The following is a 17556-nucleotide window of genomic DNA, read 5'->3' as shown; positions in this document are numbered from 1 at the left end:
CTTCTCCTCCCTTATGATTTCAGCCTGCCGCCACGAAGATCACCACGGACAAGGGCGGCAGGGTCACAGCCATCGAAGCCGGCTGACCGTCCTGCGGTTCCCCGTCCGCCACGACGCCGCCCAGATTGCCCATGCCGCTGCCGCCATAGGCGGTGGCATCGGTGTTCAACGCCTCGCGCCAGCGCCCCGCCTGCGGCACGCCGATGCGGAAACCGGGGCGCGGCACGGGGGTGAAGTTGCAGACCACCACCACCGGCGGATCGCCCGCATCGCCACGCCGGATCCAGGAATAGGTCGACTGCGCGGGATCGGTCGCGATCCACTGGAACCCCTCTGGCTCGGCATCCTTGACGTGCAGGGCGGGGGTGTCGCGATAGAGCGCGTTCAGGTCGCGCACCAGCGCCTGCACGCCCTGGTGCATCGGCTGCCCGGCGGCATGCCAGTTCAGCTCTCCGTTGTGGTTCCACTCCTCGGGCTGGCCGAACTCGCAGCCCATGAACAGCAGCTTTTTCCCCGGATGCCCCCACATGAAGCCGTAATAGGCGCGCAGGTTGGCGAACTGCTGCCATTCGTCGCCGGGCATCTTGTGCAGCAGGCTGCCCTTGCCGTGGACGACCTCGTCATGGCTGATCGGCAGGATGAAGTTCTCGCTGAAGGCGTACATCAGCCCAAAGCTCATCAGGTCGTGGTGATAGCGGCGGTGGACCGGATCGCGGCTCATGTAGCGCAGGGTGTCGTTCATCCAGCCCATGTTCCACTTGAAGCCAAAGCCCAGCCCCCCCGCATCGACCGGGGCCGACACCTTGGGGAATGACGTGCTCTCCTCGGCCACGGTCATGATGCCGGGCTGTTCGCCGTAAGCCTCGATGTTCATGTTCTGAAGGAAGGCGATCGCCTCGTAGTTCTCGCGCCCGCCATCCTTGTTCGGAACCCATTCGCCGGCCTTGCGGGAATAGTCGCGGTACAGCATCGACGCCACCGCATCCACGCGCAGCCCGTCGATATGGTATTCGTCCAGCCAGTAGACCGCATTGGCGGTCAGGAAGTTCTGCACCTCGGTCCGGCCATAGTTGTAGATCAGCGTGTTCCAGTCCTGGTGGAACCCCTCGCGCGTGTCGGCATGTTCGTAAAGCTCGGTCCCGTCGAAGCGGGCCAGGCCATGCGCGTCGGTCGGGAAATGCCCCGGCACCCAGTCCAGCAGCACCCCCAGCCCCGCCTGGTGCGCCGCATCGACCAGGTCGCGGAACTCATGCGGCGGGCCGAACCGGATCGTCGGCGCATAAAGGCCCACCGGCTGATAGCCCCATGACCCGTCAAAGGGAAATTCGCTGACCGGCATCAGCTCCAGATGGGTGAAGCCCATGTCCTTGGCATAGGCCACCAGATCCCGCGCCATCTCCTGATAGGAGAGCGGCCGCCCGCCATCGTCATACTTGCGGCGCCAGCTGCCCGGATGGACCTCATAGATGCTGATGGGCGCGCGGCGATCCTGCGCCCGCGCGCGCCGCGCCATCCATTCGGCGTCCTTCCAGCCATAGCCGGTGATGTCGCGCACCACGCTGGCCTTTTCTGGCGGATGCTGGCTGCCGAAACCCACCGGGTCGGCCTTCAGCATGACCCCGCCATGGGCGTCCAGAACCTCGTACTTGTAGAGGGTGCCCTCGCCCAGGTCAGGCAGGAAGATCTCCCAGAACCCCTGGCCCACGCGGCGCATCGGATGGCGCCGGCCGTCCCACCCGTTGAACTGGCCCACGACCGACACCCGCCCCGCATTGGGCGCCCAGACCGCAAAGCGGGTCCCTGCGACGCCCTGATGGGTGGTCACATGCGCGCCCAGCACCTGCCACAGCCGCTTGTGCGTGCCTTCGGCCAGCAGGTGCAGGTCCATCTCGCCCAGCACGGGCGCGAACCGATAGGGGTCGTCGAAGGTCCATTCGACGCCGCCGCCCGACCGGGCCTTCAGCCGATAGGGACCGGCCGGGATCGGGCCGGCGAACAGATCGCCCGCCACGCGCGGCAGATCCACCTCTCCATCGGGCCCCACGGCCGACAACGCGGCCAGGTCGGGGTGATAGACGGTCAGCCACTGACCGTCGCCGAACGGGCGCGGTCCCAGAATTGAAAACGGTTGCGAACATCGCCCCTGGGCCAGCAGGGCCTGATCTTCGGGGCTAACATGCGGAGGATTCTTGCTTTTGTCCATGCGGCCCACCTTAGCCCGATCACAGATTCGGGCAATCGTCTGGTTAACGCTAACACCTCCTTTTTCATCCCGCTATAGTCATCCGCGACGACAGGATTTTCCGGAAAGGTATCGATGATGGCGGAATGGTGGCGCGACGCGGTGATCTATCAGATCTATCCCCGCAGTTTTCAGGACAGTGACGGCGACGGCATCGGCGACCTGCCGGGCATCACGCGCCGGCTGGACCATGTGGCGGGCCTTGGTGTGGATGCGATCTGGCTGTCGCCCTTCTTCACCTCGCCGCAGAAGGACATGGGCTATGACGTGTCCGACTATACCGGTGTCGACCCGCTGTTCGGCAGCATGGCCGATTTCGACGCCATGGTCGCCCGCGCGCACGCCCTGGGCCTGAAGGTCATCATCGACCAGGTCATCAGCCATTCCAGCGACAAGCATCCCTGGTTCGAGGAGAGCCGCCGCGACCGCACCAACCCCAAGGCCGACTGGTATGTCTGGGCCGACCCCAAGCCCGACGGCACACCCCCCACGAACTGGCCCTCCGTCTTCGGCGGGCCGGCATGGGAATGGGAGCCGCGCCGGCGCCAGTACTACCTGCACAACTTCCTGATCGAGCAGCCCGACCTGAACATGTGGAACCCCGCGGTCCAGGACGCCCTGCTGGACACGATGCGATTCTGGCTGGATCGCGGCGTCGACGGGTTCCGGCTGGACACGGTCAACTACTACTTCCACGACGCCAAGCTGCGCGACAACCCGCCCAATCCCGACCACAAGGGCCCCGAGACCTACGGCTTTCAGCGTCACGTCTATTCCAAGAACCAGCCTGAGAACATCGCCTTCCTGGAACGCATGCGCGCGCTGACCGACGAATACGACGCCCGCATGATGGTCGGAGAGGTCGGCGACGGCGGCCAGACCGCCATCGACATCATGGGCGATTACACTCAGGGCGATGACCGCCTGCACATGTGCTACAGTTTCGAGATGCTCAGCCCCGACTTCACCGCGCGCCATTTCCGGCACACGATCGAGGGCGTGCACGATCATGCCCCCGACAGCCATTCCTGCTGGTCCTTCTCGAACCACGACGTGATCCGGCACGTGTCCCGTTGGGCCGACCATGCGCAATCCCCCGAGGCGCTGGCACGGCAGGCGGCGGCGATGCTGCTGTCCTTTCCCGGCACGATCTGCCTCTATCAGGGAGAGGAGCTGGGCCAGACCGAGACGACCCTGGTCTATGAGGAGCTGACCGACCCCCCCGCCCTGCGCTTCTGGCCCGAGGTCAAGGGCCGCGACGGCTGCCGCACGCCGATGGTCTGGGATCAGAGCGAACCGCATGCGGGGTTCTCGGACGCGGCGCCCTGGCTGCCGGTCAAGGACGACCAGGCGGTCCGCGCTGTGGCGCATCAGCAGAACGGCAACGACAGCGTGCTGGCCGCCTATCGCGGCACGATCGCCTTTCGCAAGGCGTCCGATGCGCTGCGCTTCGGCAAGACCGCCTTCCTGGACATGCCCGAACCGATCCTGGCCTTCCGCCGCGACCATGACGGGCAGGCGCTGACGGCGGTGTTCAACCTGTCGCGCACGCCCCTGTCGGTGGCGGTCGCGGGCGATACTGACCTCAGCGGCCCGGTCAACGCCACACTGGAGGGCGGCACGCTGCACCTGCCGGCGAACGGCTTCGCCTGGCTGACGGGTGCACCGGTGCTGACCGCCTAAGATACGGGTGGCCGGGGCCTCAGGGCTCCGGCCGCCGCCACACGAACAGGGCCAGCCCCAGATAGATCCCCGCGGCCCCGAACAGCATGGCCCAGGCAGGGCTGCCCGACCACAGCTCCACCCCCGCCCAGATCAGCGGCAGGATCACGCAGATCACCCGCACCCACAGCGGGCGAAAGAACGGCGCATCGGGATCGACCAGCTTCATGGAACACCTTCCAGGGGCTTGGGGGGGCGGGGGGTCCGGGGGGCTGGCCCCCCGGCCGTCGCGGGACGCACCAGCCCGCGCTGCCATGGCGGGTCCTCGGCAAAGGCCGCCGCGATGTGATCGACAAAGGCCCGCGTCTTGCGGGGCAGCGGCCGGATCGGCGGCCAGACTACGCTGATCGGCAGCGGGTCCTGCGCCAGGTCCGGCAGCACCTGCACCAGCCGCCCGTCGCGCAGCGCGTCATGGACGATGAACAGCGGCAGCAGCGCCAGGCCCAACCCGCCGATGGCCAGATCGCGCATCGCCTCGCCGTTGTTGGCCGACACCCGGCTCTGCCGGGGCGGCGCGACCTGGTCGCCAAAGGGCCAGATCTCGGCCAGCCGTGCGTTCAGGTATCCGATGACCTCGTGCCCCGCCAGATCGCCGGGCGCCCCGACCGCGCCGTGCTGCGCCAGGTAATCGGGGCTGGCCACCAGGGCGCGCGGGTCCTCGCACAGGCGGCGCGCCATCAGGCTGCTGTCCTTCAGATGCCCGATGCGCAGCCCCAGATCGAACCCCGCCCGCCCCAGGTCCATGTGCCGGTCATCGTAATCCAGCACGATCTCCAGCCCCGGATGGGCGCGCGCGAAACCCGCGATCACCGGGCCCAGGTGGCGGATGCCGAAACTCATCGGCGCCGCGATGGCCAGCCGCCCGCGCAGCGCGGCCTCGGGCGCGGCGGCGCTTTCGGTGGCGGCGACCAGTTCGGCCAGCGCCGGGCGCAACCGTTCGGCCAGGGACAGCGCGCTGTCGGTGGGCGCGATGCGCCCGGCATGCCGGGTGAACAGCGCGACGCCCAACGCGGCCTCGAAATCGGTGATCCGCTTGCTGACCACGGATTTCGACAGGTCCGACCGCGCCGCGGCACCCGAGATGCTGCCCGCATCCAGCACCGACAGAAAGGTTCGGATATCCGTGATCGTCCAGGTCATGGCGAACCCTAGCACGTCGCCGGTCGTTCGCAAGAACCGAACGCGGCGTTGCCGCGCGCATGGGTGCCGCGAACGCCCCGCCTGCGCCATATTCCCTTCAAGCAAGGAAAGGAGCCTGCCATGCAGCTGACCGGAATCCATCACCTGACGGCGATCACCGCCAATGCGCGGGGCAACAACCAGTTCTATACCCAGACCCTTGGCCTGCGCCGGGTCAAGAAGACCGTGAACCAGGACGACACCTCGGCCTATCACCTGTTCTTCGCGGACGGGGCGGGCAGCCCCGGCACCGACATCACCTTCTTCGACTGGCCCGCCGCGCCCGAACGCCGCGGCACGAACGCGATCACCCGGACGGGGCTGCGCGTGGGCGCGGACAGCCTGGACTACTGGGCCGACCGCCTGTCGGGCCTGGCCGGCAAGATCACCACGCTGGACGGCCGCCCGACCCTGGATGTCGAGGACCCCGAGGGTCAGCGCCTGCGCCTGATCGCCGCCCCCACCCCGGCGGGCCAGCCCTGGGATCGCAGCGACGTGCCCGCCGAACACCAGATCCACGGGCTGGGGCCGATCACCATCTCGGTTCCCGAACTGGCCCCGACCCAAGCCGTGCTGACCCAGGTCATGAACATGCGCCTGGTGCGCGACTATGCCAGCCCCGATGGCCAGGGCCAGGTCCATGTCTTCGAGATGGGCGAGGGTGGTGCCGCGGCCGAACTGCATGTCGCGGTCCAGCCCGGCCTGCCGCAGGCGCGCCAGGGCGCGGGCGGGGTGCATCACGTGGCCTTCCGCGTGCCCGATACCGCTGCCCTGACCGCCTGGACCGACCGCGTGGCCCGGTTCCGCGTGCCCAGCAGCGGCGAGGTCGAGCGGTTCTATTTCCGGTCGTTGTATTTCCGCGAACCCGGCGGCAATCTGTTCGAACTGGCGACCGACGGGCCGGGCTTCGACGTGGACGAACCCTTCGAGACGATGGGCGAGGGCCTGTCCCTGCCCCCCTTCCTGGAGGGCAAGCGCCAGCAGATCGAGGCCGGGCTGAAACCCCTGGCCTGAACGCAAGGAGAGACGCGATGACCACGATCCTGGGACTTTCCGGCAGCCTGCGTCGGGCATCGCTGAATTCCGGCCTGCTTCGGGCGGCGGCGGATGCCGCCCCCGAGGGTGTGACGATCACCATCGGCGACATCGCGCAGGTGCCGCTCTATGACGGCGACCTGGAGGCCGCGTCGGGCATTCCCGCCGCGGTCACGACCCTGACCGACCAGCTGGCGGCCGCGGACGGGCTGCTGCTGGTCAGCCCGGAATACAACAACGGCGTGCCGGGCGTGCTGAAGAACGTCATCGACTGGATGTCGCGCGGCCAGGGCATGGCCGTCTTCAAGGGCAAGCCCGTGGCCGTCATCGGCGCCTCTCCGGGCAATTTCGGAACCGCGCATGCGCAGTCGCACTGGCTGCCGGTGCTGCGGATGCTGGCCACCCGCCCTTGGTGGGAAGGACGGCTGATGGTGTCGCGCGCGGGCGATCTGTTCGACGACCAGGGCAACCTGACGGACGACAAGACCGCGAAAGGCTGGCCGAATTCGTGGCGGGTTTTGCCGGCTCGATCGGCGGCGGCCGGTCATGACCGGCATCGCCCATGTCGCGCTGACCGTGCGCGACCTGCCCGGCATGGCGCGGTTCTATCAGACCGCGCTTGGGCTGGAGCCGATGGGCGGGGACGGGGCAGAGCGCGATCTGGGCGCGGGCGGGCAGGTGCTGATGCGCCTGTCGGGCGATCCCGCCGCCATCCCGCGCGATCCGCGTGACGCGGGCCTGTTCCACACCGCCTTCCTGCTGCCCGACCGCGCGGCCCTGGGCCGCTGGCTGCGCCACGCCGCCGATACGGGCGTGCGGCTGACCGGCGCATCGGATCACGATGTCAGCGAGGCGCTGTATCTGGACGACCCCGAAGGCAACGGGATCGAGATCTATCGCGACCGGCCTGCCTCGGACTGGACCCGCGACGGCGACCGCGTGCGGATGGTCACCGAACGGCTGGACCTGAACGATCTTGCGGCCGCAGCGGACGGGCCCTGGCAGGACGCGCCCGCCGGGACCCAAATCGGCCATGTCCACCTGCAGGTCGGGGCGATGGACGCGGCCGATGACTTCATGCAGGGCACGCTTGGCCTGACGCGCACCCATGATGCGCCGGGCGGGGGGTGGTACGGCTGGAACGGCTATCACCACCATCTGGCCGCGAATGTCTGGAACAGCCGGGGCGCCGGTCCCCGCCCCGACAGCCGGACCGGGCTGGATCACGTCGCCTTGACCGGATTTCCGGAAAAATCCGCCGCCGTGGCGGACCCGTTCGGGAACCGGTTCGAATTTGTCTGAGTTATAGCGCCGTACACAGTCTGACCAGTGCGCCCCGCCTCCGGCCAAGACCGGAGGCGGGGCTTTTTCATGCCCCGGGGCTGGCCATCCAGGCGCTGGCCGTGGCCAGGTCCTCGGGGGCGATCTCGTGTCCCGCCGCGATCGTGCGGGCGTCCAGATCGGCCCCGCTTGCGGCCAGCCAGTCGTTCAGCGCCGGGGCGTAATGCCCATAGGGGTCACGCGCCCCCTGCAACGTCAGAACCCGGACCCCCGACAGGTCGGCCCGTGGCACCGGGTCCAGCACCAGCATCGGCCGGATCAGGATCGCCCGCGCGATCAGCCCCGGATGCAGCGCCATCATCGCCCCCGCAAAGTTTGCGCCGTTCGAATAGCCCAGCACCGTGAGCCGCGCGGGGTCGAGGCCATAGGCCGCCATCGCACCCTCCCAGAAGCCGGCAAAGGCCGCGGCTTCGGACCGGATGTCGTCCTGGTCAAAGCTGGCCATGGACAGGCGCCGGAAGAACCGGGCGACGCCCTCCTCGGTCGACCGGCCGCGCAGGCCCAGCAGGGTGGCGCGCGGCGCGATGCGATGCGCCAGCGGCATCAGGTCGGATTCCGATCCGCCGGTGCCGTGCAGCAGCAGGATCACCGACCCGTCTGCATCGTCGGGGGTGTGGATGCGGTGGATGAAGGGCAGATCGCGCATGGGGGTCCTTTCCTCGCCCGGGCGGGCGAATTGCGGCAGGCGCAGCCGCAGGTCGGTGTCGTCGGTCATGTGCGGCGGGACCTTCAGGGTCCGGCCAAGGTCGTCCTCGTCCACGGCCATGCCGGGACCGTCGGTCGCCAGTTCGATCAGGATGCCCGCAGGATCGCGGACATAGAGAGAGATGAAGTACAGCCGGTCATGGACCGTCACATCCGTCAGCGCGGCCCGGTGCGCGTCGATCGCCGCGACATCGGGCACGCGCAGGGCGACATGGTCGATCACCCCGGTTCCCGGAATGCCCGGTACGAACCCCGCCGCATCGCGGATGTCGATCGCGTCGCGGTCCGATGCCAGGCGCGTCACGCCCCCTTCGATGCCCTGGGGGGCATAGCCGAAGCGCGCCAGGAACGCCGCCGTGGCTGGGGCGTCCTGCGACCACAGGGTCACGCCCTGCAGGCGGGCGGGGGCCGCGGGCCAGCCGGTATCGGGGCTGTCCCCGCCCACCAGCTTGACGATGATCCCGTCCGGGTCGCGCAGGCGCAGGACCGGCGCGCCGAATTCGCGGACCGGCCCCTCGACGCGCAGGCCGCGCTGCATGGCGCGGGTCAGCCAGTCGCCGATCCGCGCGCGGGGGATGGCCAAGGCGATCTCGGCCACCTGTCCGTGTCCCACGCGACCGGGCGCGCCGTCCTGCCAGACCAGAAAGCTGACCAGCGACCCGGGCGCGCCCGTGGCATCGCCATAGAACAGATGCAGCTGTTCGGCATCCTCGAACCCCGCGGTCTGCTTGACCAGCGACAGGCCCAGAAAGCCCATCCAGAAATCGACATTGGCCTGCACGTCGCGCGTGATGGCCGTCACGTGATGAAGTCCCGTCATGGCGACCTCCTTTCAGGATCCAACATGCCCGTGGCGGTCGTTCGGCGCCACGGGGGTCGTGCACAACCCGGCGTTCGCACAGGCCGAACGCCTGCACGCTTGCCCGATGGCCCGCAAACCCCCACCCTTGGGAACAGCACAGGAGAGAACGCCATGAGCTGGAACCCCGCCCTGACCCCCGGATGCCCCGACGCCGTCGGCGCCGATGCCATCGAGACGCTGATCATCCCCCGCGCCCGCGACCTGGGCGGGTTCGAGGTGCGCCGCGCCCTGCCCGCCCCCAAACGCCAGATGGTCGGGCCGTTCATCTTCTTCGACCAGATGGGCCCGGCGGAATTCCTGACCGACCAGGGCATCGACGTGCGCCCGCACCCCCATATCGGGCTGGGCACGGTCACCTATCTGTATCGCGGCAGCTTTCAGCATCAAGACAGCACCGGCGCCGACCAGATCATCACGCCGGGCGCGCTGAACTGGATGGTGGCGGGGCGCGGCGTGACCCATTCCGAACGCAGCCCCGACGCCGTGCGCGCCGGGCCCAGCAGCCTGCTGGGCATCCAGACCTGGATCGCCCTGCCGGAAACGCATGAGGACATCGCCCCCAGCTTCGAACATCACGCGGCGGACGCCCTGCCCGAGATCCGCGACCAGGGGATCGAGGCGCGGCTGATCCTGGGCCGCGCCTATGGCGAGACAGCCCCCGCGACGATGCATTCCGACACGTTTTATCTGGATGTGACGCTTGCCGCCCGCGCCCGCTTTCCCCTGCCCGTCGATCACGAGGATCGGGGGATCTACATCACCGAGGGCAGCGTCAGCATCGCCGGGCAGGAGTTCCAGGCCGGCCAGATGATGGTGTTCCGCCCCGGCGACGCGATCACGGTGGCGGCGGGCGACCGGGGCGCACGGCTGATGGCGCTTGGCGGTGCCACGCTGAACGGGCCGCGCCACATCTGGTGGAACTTCGTCGCGTCGTCGCGCGAACGGATCGAGGCCGCGAAACAGGAATGGCGCGAGGCGCGTTGGGGGCAAGGACGGTTCGACCTGCCGCCGGGCGACCGCGACGAACACATCCCCTTGCCGTGACGGAGAGACACATGCCCAAGACCCCCCACGAGGTGCTGGAGTTCTGGTTTTCGGACCAGATGCGCCCCTATTGGTTCGCCAAGTCGGACGACATCGACCGCGACATCGCCGCCCGTTTCAGCGACACCTACGAGGCCGCGCATGCCGGGCGGCTGGACGACTGGATGGACGCGCCCGACAGCGCGCTGGCGCTGGTGATCGTGCTGGACCAGTTCCCGCGCAACATCTATCGCGGCGGGCCGCGCAGCTTCGAATCGAACGACCTGGCGCTGCGCCACGCGCGGACCGCGCTGGACATGGGCCATGACGTGGGTCAGGCCCCCGACCGGCGGCAGTTCTTCTATCTGCCGTTCATGCACAGCGAGGATCTGGCCGACCAGACCCGGTCGGTGGCGCTGTACGAAGAGCTGGGCAACGACAATTCGCTGCATTTCGCGCGCGAGCATCGCGACATCGTCAAACGCTTCGGCCGCTTTCCGCATCGCAACGCGATCCTGGGCCGCGACAGCACCCCCGAGGAGGCGGAGTTCCTGAAGACGCATAGCGGCTTCTGATCTTGCCGATGCGGCGCGGGCGTCCTAGCCTGCGCCGCATGGACAGCCTGCCCTGCTTTTACGCACCCGACACCGCCGCCCACGATCCCCGGTTCTGGATGCTGCGCGGGGTGCCGATGGCGAACAAGGAAACCGCCGAACGCGCCGAACGCCTGCTGGCGGGCATCGCCGCCGCGGGATTGACCGCGACCGATCCGCCGGTGGCCGACCGCGCCCCGATGCACGCGGTTCACACGGCGCGCTATCTGCACTTTCTGGAAACCGCATGGGACGAATGGCAGACGGCCCCCGGCGCGGGGGCCGAGGTCGTGGCCAACCTGCATCCGCAGAAGGCCGACCAGACCTATCCGTCCGGGATCACCGGGCGGGCGGGCTGGCACATGGCTGATACCGGCTGTCCGCTTGGGCCGCACACCTACGCGGCGGCGCTGCGTGGGGTGGACGCCGCGCTGGCGGCCAGCCGCGCGGTGCTGGACGGGGCGGGCGCGGCCTATGCGCTGTGCCGTCCGCCGGGGCACCATGCCGATGCAGACACCGCGGCGGGGCACTGTTTCCTGAACAATTCCGCCATCGCCGCGCAGGCCCTGCGTGCGGCGCATGACCGGGTCGCCATCCTGGACATCGATGTCCATCACGGCAACGGCACGCAGCAGATCTTTTTTGACCGTGCCGACGTGCTGACCGTGTCGGTTCATGCCGATCCGGACGCGTTCTATCCCTTCTATCTGGGCCATGCGCATGAGGTGGGGCCGGCCGGCACAAACCTGAACCTGCCGCTGCCCTTGGGATCGGACGATTCCGTCTGGCTGGACGCCATCGACCGCGCGCTGGACCGCATCGCGGGTTTCGCGCCGGGCGCCCTGGTCCTGGCCCTGGGGCTGGACGCGCACGAGAACGACCCGTTTCGCGGGCTGCGTGTCACCACCCCGGGTTTCGCCCGCGCCGCCGCCCGCATCCGCGCCGCGGGCCTGCCCACCGTCATCGTCCAGGAGGGCGGTTATCTGTCCGAGGATCTGACGCACAACCTTGCCAGCTTTCTGCAGGGCTGGATCGGCACCGCCTGAGCGTTCTATAGCGGTCCGGGAACGGGGGACCCTCATGCGCATCTGCATCATCAACACGGGCGGCACGATCAGCAGCACGGGCCAGCCGCTGGCCCCCATGGCGGCGGACCGCTTTGCCTGCGCCGCGAACGATCTGCTGGGGCCGGCGCTGGCGGCGGCCCTGCCGGGGGACGCGCTGCATTTCGACACGGGACTGCGGTTTTCGGATGACGGGCCCGGAACGCTGGACAGCACCGACCTGCGCCCGTCCGACTGGTGCCGGATCGCGCGGCGGGTGCTGGACCTCTATGCCGACCACGACGCCTTCGTGATCCTGCACGGCACCGACACGATGGATTACACCGGCGCGGCGCTGCCCCTGCTGCTGAACGTCTTCGACGATCTGGGGCTGGCCCGCGCGGCGCTGTCCAAGCCGGTGATCCTGACGGGCGCACAGCTGCCGCTGTTCACCGACACCCCCGCCGGGCTGGTCCTGAACGCGGGCAGCGATGCGCTGGCCAACCTGACCGGCGCACTGTCCTGCGCCCGCCTGCGCCTGCCCGAGGTCGCGATCTTCTTCGACGGGCGCCTGCTGCGCGGGTGCCGCGCACTCAAGGTGTCGACGACACGCTTCGCGGCCTTTGACAGCCCGCATCTGGCGCCCCTGGCGGAACGCGGCATCGGCATCCGCCGGGGCACGGTCGCGCCCCTGCCCGGCCCCGCCGCGCCCGACCTGGCGCTGGACGGACCCGCGGCCCATGCGCGGGCGATGGCCCAGCTGGACGCGGTGCAGGCCCGCATCGACGATCAGCGCGTGGTGCAGATCACGGCCGTGCCCGCCGATCACCGCGCCGCCGCCCCGATGCTGGCGCAGCAGGTGCGCGCGGCGCTGGACCAGGGCGCGACCGGCCTGCTGCTGGAGGGGTTCGGCCCCGGCAATGTCCCCGCAGGAGATGGCGCGATGGCGCAGGTGCTGGCGGATGCGGACGTGCCCGTGCTGATCGCCAGCCGGGTGATCGGCGGGCAGGTCGGCGCGTTCGATTATGCCGCCGGGGCCTGGATCGCGGCGACCGGGGCCGTCGCGGGGGGCGACATGACGCCCGTCGCGGCGCTGGCCAAGATGGTGGTCCTGACCGCGGCCGCGCCCCATCACGGGTGGGACGGCGCCACGCTGGCCGCCCTGCTGGCGCGCGGGCTGACCGGGGACTGTGCGCCCACCGACCGGATGGACGGCCCGCTGTGGCCCGGACAGGTGCTGACCTGCGGCCCCGTGCGGCTGGAGAACGACCCCGATGCCGGGCCGCGGCTGATGCGGGGCGGCGCCGTCCTGTGGCAAGCGCCGGGGCCCGGCGTGCTGCGGATGCAGGGCGACCGGCTGGCGCTGATCGGTCACGACGGGGCGGTGCAGTGGTCCGGCCCCCCGCCCCCGGCGCGGTGGCGATCCTGTCGGACGATCCTCCGGCGCTGCGCATGATCGACCCCGCCCATCGCGCCGCCCCCGTCACCGCGCTTGCGGGCTGACACCCGCCCGCGCTAGCAAGCCCCAGCAAGGAGACCCCGATGCCGCTGATCCATGTCCTGAACGGTCCGAACCTGAACCTGCTGGGCCAGCGCCAGCCCGAGGTCTATGGCCACGAGACGCTGGCCGATCTCGAGGCGCTGTGCCGCAACGCCGCCGCCCCGCATGACATCCGCTTCCTGCAGTCGAACTGGGAAGGCCAGATCGTCGACTGGATCCACGAAGCCCGGCTGGAGGCCGCTGCCATCGTCATCAACCCGGCGGCACTGACCCATACCTCGGTCGCGGTGCTGGATGCGCTGAACGCCTTCGACGGCCCGGTGATCGAGGTCCATATCAGCCAGGTCCACAAGCGCGAGGCGTTCCGCCACCATTCGTTCGTGTCAAAGCGCGCCGACGGGGTGATCGCGGGGCTGGGGCTGAACGGCTATGCCGCAGCCCTGCGCCACGTGGCGGGCCTGATCGGCTGAGACGAAAAGACCGCCGGACCTGGCCGCAGGGAGGAGGGGGGCGGCAGGACCGGCGGCTTTCCGAAGTGTCCGTGGCCGGACCGGGAGGAGGACGCCACGAAGCATCTGCTTCATAGGTCCACCATGCGCCGGACCTGCGCCCCTGTCACCGCAGGCCGCGCCGCTTGGTCAACCGGGACGTGCGCTGCCACGGGACCGGGCGCAATTTGAGGGTATTGCCCGATCCTTGGGCACACCCCGCGCGAATCACCGCGCCGTCAGCGCCTCCAGATAGGTGCGCGACCACCAGGCGACATCGTGGTCCACCACACCTTCCAGCAGGGCGGCATGGCGGTCGCGGCGTACGGCTTGCGACATCCGCATCGCCTGTGCCATCGCGACGGCCAGATCATGCGGGTCGTGGGGGTTGATGATCAGCGCCTCGGCCATGGTCTCTGCGGCCCCGGCAAAGCGCGACAGGATCAGCACGCCCGGATCGTCGGGGTTCTGGGCGGCGACGTATTCCTTGGCGACCAGGTTCATCCCGTCGGCCAGCGGCGTGACCAACCCGATGCGCGCCTGCCGGTACAGCCCCGCCAGCACGGGACGCGGGAACGGCCGATGGATGAACCGGATCGGCGTCCAGTTCAACGTCGCGAACTGGCCGTTGATGCGTCCGGCCAAGTGTTCGGTCTCCTCCCGGATGTCCTGATAGGCTTCGACCTCGCCGCGCGTCGGGGGCGCGATCTGCAGGAACGAGATCTTCTCATGCAGGTCGGGGATCTTTTCCAGCAGCAGCTGATAGGCCCTGAACCGCTGCGGGATGCCCTTGGAGTAATCCAGCCGGTCGACGCCGATCATCATCTTGGCCCCGGTCAGCAGGCGCATGCGGTCGCTGTCGGGGGCGTCTGCCGCCTCGGTGATGAAGGCCGCGGCGTCGATGCCGATCGGAAAGACCTGCGTGCGGACCGAGCGTCCCGACAGCCGGAAGCGGTCCGGCGCGACCTGATCGCCGTCTGCCAGCTGGCGCGCGCTTTCGGCAAAGGCACCAAGGTCGCGTTCGGCCTGGAATCCCAGCAGATCGTAATGGGACAGCCAGTCGAACAGCTGCGCGGGGTTGGGCAGGGCCGCGCAATCGGCCGGACCCGGAAAGGGGATGTGCAGGAAATGGCCGATCGGGTTTTCCACCCCCAAGGCGCGCAGTTCGGCGGCCAGCGGGAACAGGTGATAATCCTGCACCCAGATCCGGTCATCGGGCCGCAGGACCGGCAGCAGCATTCGGGCGATGCGCTGGTTCACCCGTGCATATCCATCCAGGTATTCGGGCCTGATGCGCATCAGGTTGGGGCGCCCATGACACAGCGGCCACAGGATGGAGTTGGAATAGCCCAGATAGTATTCGTCATGCTCTTGCGGGGTCAGGTCAAAGGACAGCCGTTGGAACGCCGCGCCCGGATGGTCCTGCAGGTCGGGCGCGGGATCGTCCGTCACCTCGCCCGAGAAACCCACCCACACCCCGCCGGAACTGCGCAGCGCATCCTCCAGCGCCACCACCAGCCCCCCCGAGGGGTCGTCCCCCAGCGGCAGGCGGTTCGAGACGACGATCAGGCGCGGTTCGGTGGACATGGGCATTCCTCAGTTCAGCGATGCGTCAAGCCAGGCGGCCAGCGCGGCAGGGTCGGACAATCGGTGATGCGCGGCGGTGGGACCGTCGCCGATCTTGATGGCAAAGCCGCCGCGGGCCTGCGCCTCGGCCATGGCGGGTTCGTCGGTGGTATCGTCGCCCGCAAAGACCGGCACGCGCCCGACAAAGGGCTCAAGCGTCATCAGATGGGCCAGCGCGCTGTCCTTGCCGACGCCACCGGGGCGCAGTTCAACCGCCATCTTGGCGGGCTGCAGCACCAGATGCGGGTTCCGGTCGGCCAGATCCTGCATCACCCCCTCGACAAAGGTGCGAAGATCGGGGGCGTCCCGATAATGCAGTGCGACGCCGTGGGGCTTTTCCTCGACCAACAGGGCGGGATGGGGCGCGGCGGCGGCATGGGCCGCGGCATGAAGGGGGCCCGCGTCGAAATCGACCCGGTGCAGGGTCTGGATGCGGCCGGGGCGCAGCGACAGCTCGGCGCCGTGGCTGCCCGCGACGATCCCCTCGAACCCGTCCATATGTCCGCGCAGGTCGGCCACGTCGCGCCCCGAGATCAGCGCCACTGCGCCCCCCTGCCGCCGGTACAGCGCCGCCAGCCGGTCGCGCAGCGCCTGCGTGACAACGACCGCATCGGGCCGGGGGGCGATGTCGACCAGGCAGCCGTCGAAATCCAGGAACAGGGCGGCGTCGGGGGCAAGTGGGGGTGGGGTCACGTCAGGCGGGCTCCGGCGATTGGGATACACCAAAGGGAACCCATGACTCCCCCCGAGGGTTCACCGCCGCGTGAGGTTTTTTGACCGCCAACCCGCGCGCGTCAGTATTCGACCCCGGCCTGCGCCTTGATCCCAGACCGGAACGGATGCTTGACCTGGGTCATCTCGGTCACCAGGTCGGCGGCCTCGATCAGCGCGTCGGGGGCGCCGCGCCCGGTCAGCACCACATGGGTCATGGCGGGCTTTTCCGCCTGCAGAAAGGCCACCACCTCGGCCGCGTCCAGATAACCATAGCGCAGCGCGATGTTGATCTCGTCCAGCAGGACCATGCGGATGGCCGGGTCACGGATCAGGTCCTGCGCGCGCGCCCATCCGGCCTGCGCCATGGCGATGTCGCGGGACTTGTCCTGCGTCTCCCAGGTAAAGCCCTCGCCCATGGCGTGGAACTGGCAGATGCCGGTGAAATGCGTGGTCAGCAGCGTGCGTTCGCCCGTGTCCCACGCGCCCTTGATGAACTGCACAACGGCGCAGGGCATCCCGTGCGCGATGGAGCGCATGATCATGCCGAACCCCGACGACGACTTGCCCTTGCCCGGCCCGGTATGGACGATGATCAGGCCCTTTTCGCCGGTCTTGGTCTCCATCATGCGGTCGCGGGCGGCCTTTTTCCTGGCCATCTTGGCGGCGTGGCGGTCCTGATCCTCGGCGGAAATCGGGTCGGTCTGCGTCATCGGGTCGCTCCTTGCGGTTGACAAACGGCGGGTGCGGGGGTTTGGGTGAGGGCGTGTTGGTTCCTGTCTATGACAGGCGAAGAGGGAATGCGACAAGGCCCCGGGTCATCAGACCCGCGACCCCAAGCGCAGCCGCCCCCGCGACCGTGACCGGAGAGGTCGCCCGATCCACTGGCCCCGATTGGGGCTGGGAAGGTGGGACGACCGTCGGGGCATCCGCCCCTGAATCCGCAAGCCGGGAGACCTGCCAGCACCTGACGATGACGGGCGAACGGGGTGTTTCGCGACCGGCAGGTGATGGCCGGATGCCCCGTGCCGCCTCCTCTCGGACGCCCCTTGCCGCAACAAGGAAGGGGCCGCGATGCGCGCCGTTCTGCATGTCTGCACCACCTGTCGCGGCACCGTGCCCGACCCGGTTCCCGATGCCGCAGGGACCGATGCCGCAAGGACGGATGCCCTTGGCCCGGACGCGCCGCGCCTTGGCGCCCGGCTGCACGACCTGCTGTCCCGCACCGCCCCAGACGGCGTCGAGATCCGCCCCGTCGAATGCCTTTCCGCCTGTTCGCAGGGCTGTTCCGTCGCGCTGTCCGCGCCGGGCAAGTGGTCCTATGTCTATGGCCGCCTGACGCTGGACGACGCCGCCGACATCCTGTCGGGCGCGCGCGCCTATGCCGGGACCGCCGACGGCATCGTGCCGTGGCGCGAACGCCCCGCCGTCTTCCGCAAGCAGAGCCTTGCCCGCATCCCCCCGCATACCCTGTCGCAGGAGTGA

General features: G+C 69.2%; 16 protein-coding genes, 1 pseudogene and 1 riboswitch. Of the genes and pseudogenes, 10 read left to right on the top strand and 7 right to left on the bottom strand.

Annotation, left to right across the window (positions count from 1 at the left end):
- Nucleotides 1–19: 19 nt before the first annotated feature.
- Complete coding sequence (gene glgB, locus F1642_RS09390; protein WP_194886086.1) at nt 20–2203, bottom strand: 1,4-alpha-glucan branching protein GlgB; 2184 nt, start codon at nt 2201–2203, stop codon at nt 20–22.
- Nucleotides 2204–2320: 117 nt separating this feature from the next.
- Between glgB and F1642_RS09385 the strand changes: the two genes are divergently transcribed.
- Nucleotides 2321–3925: an alpha-glucosidase gene (locus F1642_RS09385; RefSeq protein ID WP_194886085.1), complete on the top strand. Its 1605-nt coding sequence runs from the start codon at nt 2321–2323 to the stop codon at nt 3923–3925.
- 19 nt (nt 3926–3944) lie between these two features.
- On the opposite strand, the gene F1642_RS09380 is transcribed toward F1642_RS09385, so the two are convergent.
- Both F1642_RS09380 and F1642_RS09375 read right to left on the bottom strand, forming a co-directional pair.
- Nucleotides 3945–4133 carry a hypothetical protein gene (locus F1642_RS09380; RefSeq protein ID WP_046000653.1) on the bottom strand — a complete coding sequence of 63 codons (189 nt, stop codon included), beginning with the start codon at nt 4131–4133 and terminating at the stop codon, nt 3945–3947.
- Complete coding sequence (locus F1642_RS09375) at nt 4130–5104, bottom strand: LysR family transcriptional regulator (RefSeq protein ID WP_194886084.1); 975 nt, start codon at nt 5102–5104, stop codon at nt 4130–4132. Before F1642_RS09375 ends, F1642_RS09380 begins: the two co-directional genes overlap by 4 nt.
- Before the next feature lie 120 nt (nt 5105–5224).
- Between F1642_RS09375 and F1642_RS09370 the strand changes: the two genes are divergently transcribed.
- From F1642_RS09370 to F1642_RS09360, 3 genes and pseudogenes are all read left to right on the top strand, one after another.
- Complete coding sequence (locus F1642_RS09370; RefSeq protein ID WP_045981567.1) at nt 5225–6157, top strand: ring-cleaving dioxygenase; 933 nt, start codon at nt 5225–5227, stop codon at nt 6155–6157.
- Nucleotides 6158–6174: 17 nt separating this feature from the next.
- Nucleotides 6175–6728: pseudogene (locus F1642_RS09365) on the top strand (NADPH-dependent FMN reductase).
- On the top strand, nt 6725–7480 hold the full coding sequence (locus F1642_RS09360) for a VOC family protein (protein WP_194886083.1): 756 nt from the start codon (nt 6725–6727) through the stop codon (nt 7478–7480). The pseudogene F1642_RS09365 and the gene F1642_RS09360 overlap by 4 nt, the downstream one beginning before the upstream one ends.
- A 67-nt stretch (nt 7481–7547) precedes the next feature.
- On the opposite strand, the gene F1642_RS09355 is transcribed toward F1642_RS09360, so the two are convergent.
- A complete protein-coding gene (locus F1642_RS09355) occupies nt 7548–9044 on the bottom strand; it encodes a VOC family protein (RefSeq protein ID WP_194886082.1) in 1497 nt (498 codons plus the stop codon).
- A gap of 153 nt (nt 9045–9197) precedes the next feature.
- Here F1642_RS09355 and F1642_RS09350 point away from each other — a divergent pair, with 153 nt between their 5' ends.
- From F1642_RS09350 to aroQ, 5 genes are all read left to right on the top strand, one after another.
- On the top strand, nt 9198–10130 hold the full coding sequence (locus F1642_RS09350) for a pirin family protein (RefSeq protein WP_046000648.1): 933 nt from the start codon (nt 9198–9200) through the stop codon (nt 10128–10130).
- An 11-nt stretch (nt 10131–10141) separates the two neighbouring features.
- On the top strand, nt 10142–10684 hold the full coding sequence (locus F1642_RS09345; RefSeq protein ID WP_194886081.1) for a DUF924 family protein: 543 nt from the start codon (nt 10142–10144) through the stop codon (nt 10682–10684).
- 8 nt (nt 10685–10692) lie between these two features.
- Nucleotides 10693–11748 carry a histone deacetylase family protein gene (locus tag F1642_RS09340; protein WP_232303341.1) on the top strand — a complete coding sequence of 352 codons (1056 nt, stop codon included), beginning with the start codon at nt 10693–10695 and terminating at the stop codon, nt 11746–11748.
- A gap of 34 nt (nt 11749–11782) precedes the next feature.
- The gene (locus F1642_RS09335) at nt 11783–13201 is read left to right on the top strand and encodes an asparaginase domain-containing protein (protein ID WP_194886080.1); all 1419 of its coding nucleotides are present in this window, start codon (nt 11783–11785) and stop codon (nt 13199–13201) included.
- Nucleotides 13202–13287: 86 nt separating this feature from the next.
- Complete coding sequence (aroQ, locus tag F1642_RS09330; protein WP_194886079.1) at nt 13288–13716, top strand: type II 3-dehydroquinate dehydratase; 429 nt, start codon at nt 13288–13290, stop codon at nt 13714–13716.
- 246 nt (nt 13717–13962) lie between these two features.
- Here the strand turns inward: aroQ and F1642_RS09325 are convergent, their stop codons facing one another.
- The 3 genes from F1642_RS09325 to cobO all read right to left on the bottom strand — a co-directional run bounded on the left by F1642_RS09325 (nt 13963) and on the right by cobO (nt 16784).
- Nucleotides 13963–15321: a trehalose-6-phosphate synthase gene (locus F1642_RS09325; RefSeq protein ID WP_194886078.1), complete on the bottom strand. Its 1359-nt coding sequence runs from the start codon at nt 15319–15321 to the stop codon at nt 13963–13965.
- A gap of 9 nt (nt 15322–15330) precedes the next feature.
- The gene (otsB, locus tag F1642_RS09320; protein ID WP_194886077.1) at nt 15331–16053 is read right to left on the bottom strand and encodes a trehalose-phosphatase; all 723 of its coding nucleotides are present in this window, start codon (nt 16051–16053) and stop codon (nt 15331–15333) included.
- A 101-nt stretch (nt 16054–16154) separates the two neighbouring features.
- Nucleotides 16155–16784 carry a cob(I)yrinic acid a,c-diamide adenosyltransferase gene (gene cobO, locus F1642_RS09315; protein WP_046000642.1) on the bottom strand — a complete coding sequence of 210 codons (630 nt, stop codon included), beginning with the start codon at nt 16782–16784 and terminating at the stop codon, nt 16155–16157.
- Between the two features lie 40 nt (nt 16785–16824).
- A riboswitch (cobalamin riboswitch) is annotated at nt 16825–17051 on the top strand.
- 94 nt (nt 17052–17145) lie between these two features.
- On the opposite strand from cobO, the gene F1642_RS09310 reads away from it, so the two are divergent.
- Complete coding sequence (locus tag F1642_RS09310) at nt 17146–17556, top strand: DUF1636 domain-containing protein (RefSeq protein ID WP_045981577.1); 411 nt, start codon at nt 17146–17148, stop codon at nt 17554–17556.

The sequence above is a fragment of the Paracoccus sp. NBH48 genome (assembly GCF_015390265.1).
In the GTDB taxonomy this organism is placed as follows: Bacteria; Pseudomonadota; Alphaproteobacteria; order Rhodobacterales; family Rhodobacteraceae; genus Paracoccus; species Paracoccus marcusii.
This window is presented reverse-complemented; position numbering and strand designations above follow the sequence as displayed.

Excerpts from the sequence above, each read along its gene's own strand:
- F1642_RS09345 (WP_194886081.1), top strand. The coding sequence starts at position 10,142 with ATGCCCAAGACCCCCCACGAGGTGCTGGAGTTCTGGTTTTCGGACCAG.
- F1642_RS09340 (WP_232303341.1), top strand. The coding sequence starts at position 10,693 with ATGCGGCGCGGGCGTCCTAGCCTGCGCCGCATGGACAGCCTGCCCTGC.
- F1642_RS09375 (WP_194886084.1), bottom strand. The coding sequence starts at position 5,104 with ATGACCTGGACGATCACGGATATCCGAACCTTTCTGTCGGTGCTGGAT.
- cobO (WP_046000642.1), bottom strand. The coding sequence starts at position 16,784 with ATGACGCAGACCGACCCGATTTCCGCCGAGGATCAGGACCGCCACGCC.
- F1642_RS09360 (WP_194886083.1), top strand. The coding sequence starts at position 6,725 with ATGACCGGCATCGCCCATGTCGCGCTGACCGTGCGCGACCTGCCCGGC.
- aroQ (WP_194886079.1), top strand. The coding sequence starts at position 13,288 with ATGCCGCTGATCCATGTCCTGAACGGTCCGAACCTGAACCTGCTGGGC.
- glgB (WP_194886086.1), bottom strand. The coding sequence starts at position 2,203 with ATGGACAAAAGCAAGAATCCTCCGCATGTTAGCCCCGAAGATCAGGCC.
- F1642_RS09335 (WP_194886080.1), top strand. The coding sequence starts at position 11,783 with ATGCGCATCTGCATCATCAACACGGGCGGCACGATCAGCAGCACGGGC.
- F1642_RS09350 (WP_046000648.1), top strand. The coding sequence starts at position 9,198 with ATGAGCTGGAACCCCGCCCTGACCCCCGGATGCCCCGACGCCGTCGGC.
- F1642_RS09380 (WP_046000653.1), bottom strand. The coding sequence starts at position 4,133 with ATGAAGCTGGTCGATCCCGATGCGCCGTTCTTTCGCCCGCTGTGGGTG.
- F1642_RS09325 (WP_194886078.1), bottom strand. The coding sequence starts at position 15,321 with ATGTCCACCGAACCGCGCCTGATCGTCGTCTCGAACCGCCTGCCGCTG.
- F1642_RS09385 (WP_194886085.1), top strand. The coding sequence starts at position 2,321 with ATGGCGGAATGGTGGCGCGACGCGGTGATCTATCAGATCTATCCCCGC.
- F1642_RS09370 (WP_045981567.1), top strand. The coding sequence starts at position 5,225 with ATGCAGCTGACCGGAATCCATCACCTGACGGCGATCACCGCCAATGCG.
- F1642_RS09310 (WP_045981577.1), top strand. The coding sequence starts at position 17,146 with ATGCGCGCCGTTCTGCATGTCTGCACCACCTGTCGCGGCACCGTGCCC.
- F1642_RS09355 (WP_194886082.1), bottom strand. The coding sequence starts at position 9,044 with ATGACGGGACTTCATCACGTGACGGCCATCACGCGCGACGTGCAGGCC.